Annotated in this window: 6 protein-coding genes and 1 pseudogene (1 of these 7 running past the window's edge); 2 read left to right on the top strand and 5 right to left on the bottom strand. The window is 51.1% G+C overall.

The window, feature by feature from the left end; all coding sequences use genetic code 11:
* The 4 genes and pseudogenes from AO064_RS31565 to AO064_RS08835 form a co-directional block, all read right to left on the bottom strand.
* Positions 1 to 134, bottom strand: a pseudogene (locus tag AO064_RS31565) (hypothetical protein); it reaches 245 nt to the left of the window's first position.
* A 539-nt stretch (positions 135 to 673) separates the two neighbouring features.
* Positions 674 to 802, bottom strand: a complete 129-nt coding sequence (locus tag AO064_RS31470) for a hypothetical protein (RefSeq protein ID WP_256588646.1) — start codon at positions 800 to 802, stop codon at positions 674 to 676.
* A 243-nt stretch (positions 803 to 1045) separates the two neighbouring features.
* The gene (gene umuC / locus AO064_RS08840; protein ID WP_064053068.1) at positions 1046 to 2326 is read right to left on the bottom strand and encodes a translesion error-prone DNA polymerase V subunit UmuC; all 1281 of its coding nucleotides are present in this window, start codon (positions 2324 to 2326) and stop codon (positions 1046 to 1048) included.
* Positions 2313 to 2744 (bottom strand): LexA family protein, encoded by a 432-nt coding sequence (locus AO064_RS08835; protein ID WP_003191471.1) that lies wholly within the window; start codon positions 2742 to 2744, stop codon positions 2313 to 2315. The genes umuC and AO064_RS08835 overlap by 14 nt, the downstream gene beginning before the upstream one ends.
* Positions 2745 to 2843: 99 nt before the next feature.
* Here AO064_RS08835 and AO064_RS08830 point away from each other — a divergent pair, with 99 nt between their 5' ends.
* Positions 2844 to 3554 carry an SOS response-associated peptidase family protein gene (locus AO064_RS08830; RefSeq protein WP_064053067.1) on the top strand — a complete coding sequence of 237 codons (711 nt, stop codon included), beginning with the start codon at positions 2844 to 2846 and terminating at the stop codon, positions 3552 to 3554.
* A 915-nt stretch (positions 3555 to 4469) separates the two neighbouring features.
* On the opposite strand, the gene AO064_RS08820 is transcribed toward AO064_RS08830, so the two are convergent.
* A complete protein-coding gene (locus AO064_RS08820) occupies positions 4470 to 4805 on the bottom strand; it encodes a hypothetical protein (RefSeq protein WP_064053071.1) in 336 nt (111 codons plus the stop codon).
* An 829-nt stretch (positions 4806 to 5634) separates the two neighbouring features.
* Here AO064_RS08820 and AO064_RS08815 point away from each other — a divergent pair.
* A complete protein-coding gene (locus tag AO064_RS08815; RefSeq protein ID WP_167355317.1) occupies positions 5635 to 7077 on the top strand; it encodes an ATPase domain-containing protein in 1443 nt (480 codons plus the stop codon).
* The last annotated feature ends 11 nt before the right edge of the window (positions 7078 to 7088 follow it).

Genomic DNA, 7088 nt, shown 5'->3' with positions numbered 1-7088 from the left:
GTAGTCGTCGTTTTGNNNCCTTTGGTGATGCTCGCTACACTGGCCGACGGAAAGTCTCGTCCTGCGGTGTAGTGGGACGTAGCGCAACCGCCAAGTGCGACACATATCCCCATTACTGCGATGAGCTTTTTCATATTCATCCTTGATCTTAGAAAGCTCCCAATCTAGCTGGCATTGAGGCTAAAAGCCATCACCACCTTGATCACCTTCGCTGGCGCTCGCCTACGGTGCACTAGACGCATAAGCAAACGTGCTTTTACCCAAGGTGACCAGAGTAAAATTCCCTGTGTCTTAAGCTCAAAATCATGGGCGCAAATATGCTTTCGCGTGGGGCGATGCTCTCGGTTAGCAGCCGACTGGTCGTTTTTCTGGAGCAGCCTGCGAAGGCTGTTTGCAGCCAAAAGCTATCGTTCAGTTTGTTTGCGAAACAGGGGCGGTTCAGTTACCAGTAGAGTTGAAATAAATTATGAACAACGAGCCTAGATTACATCTAAAAATCGCACGGTAATTCAGTTTTTAGGAAATGCCGCAATGATTAAATTCGATCTATCGTTGTAGCGCTCGTAGAGCACGTAGTGATTGTTAGATAAATTGAAATTGCAGGCTATGCATCCACCCCCTGGAAACTCCAATGACAAAAGCTACCATTAAAGTAGCTTCTGCCAGCGACAAGCTATTTTTTTGTAGACTTGCTAGGCTTCAAGTCAGGATTGTTACTTGGCGTGTCTTTATTGTCACGACGACGCTTATCAACTTCGCCGGTTGATTTGGCAATCGGTTTGGGGCCTGGTTTAAGCGCCATAAAATCTCTCCTTGATGTTGGTTTTATTTTAGTTGCTGCGGGATCATCCTATTGGTACGGACGGATACTTTCAATAGGTAAGAGATGCTTGATTTTAGGTATGTGAAAAATCGAATTAGCTTTGGCTCATCTACTGGAAATCTAACGACAGGTAACGTCTTGATTTTACGTTCATTGGTTACATCTTGCAGGTAGCACTGCACCTCCGGAATCATTCGAGCATAGCCAGACCGCACCTGTCTGCTACCTAGCCTTTACCATCAACAACTGATCCACCTTTGTCGTGTAGCTCTGACTCATCAACTCTCGACGCATCGCCCAACCTGGCGCCACCGGAACACTCGCAACTCGTAAAACTCCCTTTCCCCAACGTCCATTGATCTCATCCAGAACGCTCATGACCTTGTCTGCCATCACCGGCTGCGATTGCGCGAACAGATCATCGGTGAATTCCCCTGGCTGTCGTAGATCCATCAGCAGAACCTCCGCCTTGCTGTACTTGAAGCCTGGTCGGAAGAGGCGATTGACGGCTTCAGTCGCAGCCTTGGTCATGAGTCGAACGTCGTTTGTGGGGTAGGGGAGTTCGACGAGTGCGCCGTTCGCGTACTTCGCTTCTTCGGGATTGAACATGCCTGTCCTGATACTCACGCGGATCTTCTTGCACAGCGAGTTTTGCGCTCTGAGCTTTTCTGCCGCACGCTGGGTGTAGGTAGCAACGGCCTCCTTGATCGGCTGGATCTGCGTGAGTCGGGTGCCGAACATCCTGCTACAGCAAATCTCTTGCTTGGGTGGGTCTGCTTCACCCAGTTCCAGACATGAAGTGCCGGCAAGCTCGCGAGCAGTCTTCTCGATCACCACACTGAATTTCTGGCGAAGCATCCACGGATCGGCTTTCGCCAAGTCCATGGCGGTCTTGATGCCCATCGTTTCCAGGTGTGCCTTCATGCGCCTGCCGACTCCCCAGACTTCTCCAACATCGGTGTTGCGCAGCGTCCAGTCCCGTTTGAAAGGGTCGCACAGATCTACCACACCCCCAGTGATGTCCAGCAGTCGCTTGGCGGTATGGTTGGCGAGCTTGGCCAGTGTCTTGGTGCGTGCGATGCCTACACCGACAGGAATGCCTGTGCGCTTGAAAAGAGTGGAACGCATATGCCGCCCAAAGGCAGATAGATCGCCTGGGAGGCCAGTGAGATCGGCAAACGCCTCATCGATGCTGTAGACCTCGAGCGCTGGCACCATCGATTCGATGATCGTCATGACCCGTTCGCTCATGTCGCCGTATAAAGCGTAATTACTGCTGAAGGCCACGATTCCATGCCAGCGTAGATGGTCTTTGATCTGGAAGTACGGCTGGCCCATTTTCACAAAGGGTTTGGCGTCGTAGCTGCGCGCAATCACACAGCCGTCGTTGTTGGACAACACCACGATAGGTGTCTTTGCCAGGTCGGGTCTGAACACTCGTTCGCAGCTCGCGTAGAAGCTGTTGCAGTCAATCAGGGCAAAGACGGGCTCACGTGTTGTCATGATCGCGCACGCTGTATTTCACTACACCCCAGATCACCAGATCATCGCCCTCCATCACATGCCTTGCCGGGTACTTTGAATTCTCTGACAACAGCATCACGGCGTTCTCGCGCAAAAGCAGACGCTTGCAGAAGGGCTCGGAGTTGAGTGCTGCGATGACTATGTCGCCGCTGACCGCATCGATGCTCCGATCAACGACCACTAGATCCCCTGAATAGATTCCTGCGCCCTGCATGCTGTCCCCATCGATTCTCACCAGGTACACGTGCGGGGCTCGAATATCGAACAGCTCATCAAGGGAGATGTGCTTTTCGATGTGATCAGCTGCAGGGGAGGGGAAGCCCGCCGGCACCTTGGATGAATAAAGGGGCAGCTTCTTACCGCCAGTAGCGAGTGGGCCGAGGATGGTGATGCTCATGATGCAAGCCTTAGATTGGTAGACTGTACGTATATACAGTTAACGATTTGCTTCGCTTGTGGTCAATCTCATAAGCATCACTATTCGACGGGTGACAGCATGTGCGGACGCTACTCGATCTACGAATCGATGGATCACTATCTGAAGGAGCTCGCGCCAGAGCAGCTTGTGATCAACGGCTACGATCTTTGGCCAGTAGAGCGATACAACGTCGCACCCTCGACCCGGGTGGAAATTATTCGCCCCTTAGACGAAAAGCTAAGCATTGATAAGGTGAAGTGGGGATGGTCGCCATTTTGGGCGAAAGGAAAGCGTCCTGATCCGATAAACGCCAGGGTTGAAACACTCGTGACAGGGAGGTTTTTCAATCAGCTCTGGCCAAACGGTCGCGTCCTTGCACCGGCGAACGGGTGGTTTGAGTGGGTCAAAGATCCGGCTGATTCAAAGAAAAAGCAGCCTTACTTCATCACCCTGAGGGATCACGCTCCGATGTTCTTCGCTGGTTTGGCTGAGGTTCACCAGGGCTTGGAGCCAGACCCTCGCGACGGCTTCGTCATCATCACCGCCGCCAGTGATCAAGGGATGGTAGATATCCATGATCGGAAACCGCTGGTTTTGGCCCCTGAGCATGCCCGCGAATGGATTGCCTTGGATACTTCCCCTGAACGTGCGCGGGAAATCGCGATGGAACACTGCCGGCCTGGTACCGATTTTCATTGGTATAAGGTGAGCAAGGCTGTGGGTAGCGTTCGTAATCAGGGCCCAGAATTGGTTAAGCCGCTCTCAGGGGAGTCAGACGTCGATGAATGATCAACCTGAGTCGTACATCCCGTTGGCTGTAGATGTTGATGGACGGCAACTGGAGCATTGTCCTGCCTGTCCATGAGTAGTTCTTGTCAGCTTTCATCAAGAACGGACATCGTTTAGATCAACCACCAGTTTTGACACCCGACATACCTGAGACCGCCCAGGTAGCGGCTGGTACTGTAGGAGTCATATGGTGGAATTATTCGCCCCGAAGAGTTGGACACCATTCGCGTGGCCTGACATAAATTAAGGACAAAATATGTTCAGCAAATCTCAGATCATTACCATCCCAATCCTGATCTCATCGGTACTTTTACTCACCGGCTGCCCCCCATCACCGGAATTCACCCAATGGGAACGCACTTCGACCTCTGTAGATGGTGTAAGAGCCGCAATGGCAGAATGTGGCGACCCTGTGGCAGGGCCACAAAACCATTTCCCAATAAACGAACAGATAATTCACTTTCAGTGTATGCAGCGCCTCGGCTTTACCCGTAAAGACGGCTTTGAATACTGTGAAATAATGGAGAATATGCCAGCCTGCGTCGAAGAAAGGCAGGGTCGTCCGCTCAGTTTGTCGCAGCTCGAAGCGTTGCCGTTTGTAGAAGATGAAGCATTTCACNGAAGCCCTACCAGTGATGTATGCGTGCGGCTATGCGAAACCACTTGGGTCGAATCTGGACGTCGCCAGCATCGGGCGCACTGCTGAAGTGCAGCGTTGCATGATTAATCATGGCTTTGAACCCAAAAACAAAATTATGCTGGTTTGCCAGACTTACCCCCAAGTGACGGGCTGTTTGTCGACAACGCCGGCGAGTTGATTCAGGTAGAGAGCAGAGTGAAGAGGGGCTTGCTCGTGAGAGATAAGAGACCTCCCTAGGCGCACGACGTTTTAACTCATCGGCCCAGCTGCGTTTTCTACATCGATTTAACCGATAACACTTCCACGTATTTGTACTTCTTCTTTGCTGCCTTCATAGCCTCTTGCTCAGCAAGCAACGAGCTCAACGTATCAGCCTCGTGAATCAACTCGATCATTTTCCCCTCAAACTCGTTTCCAACACGTAACGTGACCCTCAGCCTGGGCGTAAATGCTTTCGCCACTTTCTTCTTCACTTGGGGAGCTTCTGCTGGCTTTGTAGCTACCACCTCTGGCTCAGGCTCCTGTACTTGAGGCGCAGACACCTGGTCTTCGGGCAGAGGCGTACCAAATAGGGCAAGACGCATTTCTTCTTCAGTTAAATCAGAATTCATAGAATATCTCAACGGGGCGGTAATGAGCTCCATGAATTCTACTAGGATTTCTGCTCCAGCGGGTTCTATTGAGCGTAAGACGTGATGATCGGACGGATATCCGGTTAGTTATTTACCTAAATTTTTATTCATTAAACTATTAAGAACAGGTGATTTGTTGGCAGCCTGCCATTCGTGTAAATGCTTGCAACTTATATCATTAAGTTCTACGAGGTTGCTACGCAAGTCGCATGTCGTCAGCCATTTCTGTCGAAGAGAAGGACATTTTACAAAGTCTTCTCGGGCTGGAGGTTGGATGGTGGAAAAGCGCAGGACTGATAGCACTAAAATAGCGCATGCCCCAATACCAATGGAATGGTTTTTATAATTAATATTAATTCTCAGTGAAGAGTGTTTTAAATGCTTTGACTGAATCAAAATTTCTTATTGCTGCCTGGTGCGTGCCCTTACAATAGTTGATAAATGGTTCGATAAAAGATCCATTTTTGACGTATTTCATAGTGCCATTCATTACGATGTTTCCTAACAGGATGTACCAATCTCTTTAGGGCTGATTCAGGGCCGGATAGTCATGCGAGAACTGTATTCAAGCTGAGGAATGCTACTCGGCGTATGTGGGTAATCTGGGGAGGGTGCGGGGCGGCACTTTTCGCGATTCCAACCTTTCTGCGTAAGTGCTGGTGGAGGTCGTACATGGGAGAGACGATCTGGGACTACATCCTCTGGTGAACAACCCACCATGCTTTAGGTCTGGATGGCTCTAGAGCGTAAATGGCGTTAGCATTCCCATCACTCGGCTTAAACAGCCTGTTTTTCAGATCAGGGTCGCATTGTGGAAAAGCTAAAACGCCTCCAAAGTGGAATCGAAGGGCTCGACGCTCTGCTCAAGGGAGGGCTGGTCGCGGGTGCTTCATACATAATCCAAGGGCGGCCAGGCTCTGGCAAAACCATCCTAGCCAACCAACTTGGGTTCCACCATGCGAACAATGGAGGTCGGGTTCTGGTCGCCACACTGCTGGCCGAGTCACACGACCGTCTTTTTCAGTTTCTTTCTACTATGAGCTTTTTCGACTCTTCCAAAGTGGGAGCCGAAATTCAGTTTGTCAGCGCGTTTGACACCCTGGAAAACGAAGGACTGGACGAGGTGGTGAAACTGCTTCGGCGCGAGATAAGCCGCCAAAAAGCCACCGTGATGGTGGTAGACGGTTTGCTCAATGCTCGCTCAAAAGCCGACTCGCACATTGACACCAAGAAGTTCATTTCTGAGCTTCAAGGGCACGCTGCTTTCGCTGGTTGCACAGTGCTCTTTCTCACCAGCTCCCGTCTCGACGACGGCAGCCCTGAGCACACAATGGTTGATGGCGTAATTGAAATGGGCGAAGAGCTATTTGGCACTCGCTCGGTACGTCGTATTCAGCTGCGTAAAACTCGCGGCAGTGGAGCGATGACAGGCCTTCATGAGTGCGAGATCACCGACAATGGGTTGGTGGTTTACCCTCGACTCGAAAGTCTTTACAGCCACCCGTCCGCCCCAGACAGCGCCGACATGACGCGTATTCCTAGTGGCATTGGTTCGCTTGACGGCATATTAGGTGGAGGCCTTTACAGTTCCAGCGTGTCTCTGGTGATTGGCCCTTCCGGCATTGGTAAAACGACTCTGGGTCTCAAATTTCTTGCCGAGTCGACGGTCGATGCTCCAGGACTGCATTTTGGCTTTTACGAAAGCCCACAACGGCTGCGACTTAAAGGCCAATCACTGGGTATCGATATCAAGGGTATGGAGGACAGCGGGGCCTTAAGCATTGCCTGGCAGCCCACCACTGAAGGCCTGCTGGATGGGCTCGGCGCACGATTGCTGAGTATCGTTGAAGAAAAGGGCATCAAGCGCCTGTTCATCGATAGCCTTAGCGGTATGACACGAGTATCGACAAATCCCGCACGGATTACTGACTTCTTCAGTGCTCTGATGAACGAGCTCCGATCCAGGGGCGTTACGGTATTTGCATCCTGGGAAATGCGCGATCTGTTTGGTTCAGAGGTCAGCGCCCCAAACTCTGACCTGTCCAGTATCGTCGACAACCTGATGCTTATGCGTTTCTCTGAGAATCACTCTGAACTAAGCAGGACGCTTTCCATTCTTAAAGTACGAGACAGCTCTTATGACCCCTCGCGCTTTGAGGTAGTCATCCATGATCAAGATGTTTTCCTGACAAAGGCTTCAAGACATGAACCATCAGTCCCCACTGAGTCACCTCCCGGTTCAATTTCTTAAGCTTTTGAGTA

Source organism: Pseudomonas marginalis (genome assembly GCF_001645105.1).
Lineage (GTDB): Bacteria > Pseudomonadota > Gammaproteobacteria > Pseudomonadales > Pseudomonadaceae > Aquipseudomonas > Aquipseudomonas petroselini.
Note: the sequence above shows the minus strand (reverse complement) of the source record. Positions and strands in the feature narration are given on the sequence as shown.

What these genes read in the sequence shown, in the direction of transcription:
- AO064_RS08820 (WP_064053071.1), bottom strand. Translation starts at nt 4,805, where the DNA reads ATGAATTCTGATTTAACTGAAGAAGAAATGCGTCTTGCCCTATTTGGT.
- AO064_RS08835 (WP_003191471.1), bottom strand. Translation starts at nt 2,744, where the DNA reads ATGAGCATCACCATCCTCGGCCCACTCGCTACTGGCGGTAAGAAGCTG.
- umuC (WP_064053068.1), bottom strand. Translation starts at nt 2,326, where the DNA reads ATGACAACACGTGAGCCCGTCTTTGCCCTGATTGACTGCAACAGCTTC.
- AO064_RS08830 (WP_064053067.1), top strand. Translation starts at nt 2,844, where the DNA reads ATGTGCGGACGCTACTCGATCTACGAATCGATGGATCACTATCTGAAG.
- AO064_RS31470 (WP_256588646.1), bottom strand. Translation starts at nt 802, where the DNA reads ATGGCGCTTAAACCAGGCCCCAAACCGATTGCCAAATCAACCGGCGAA.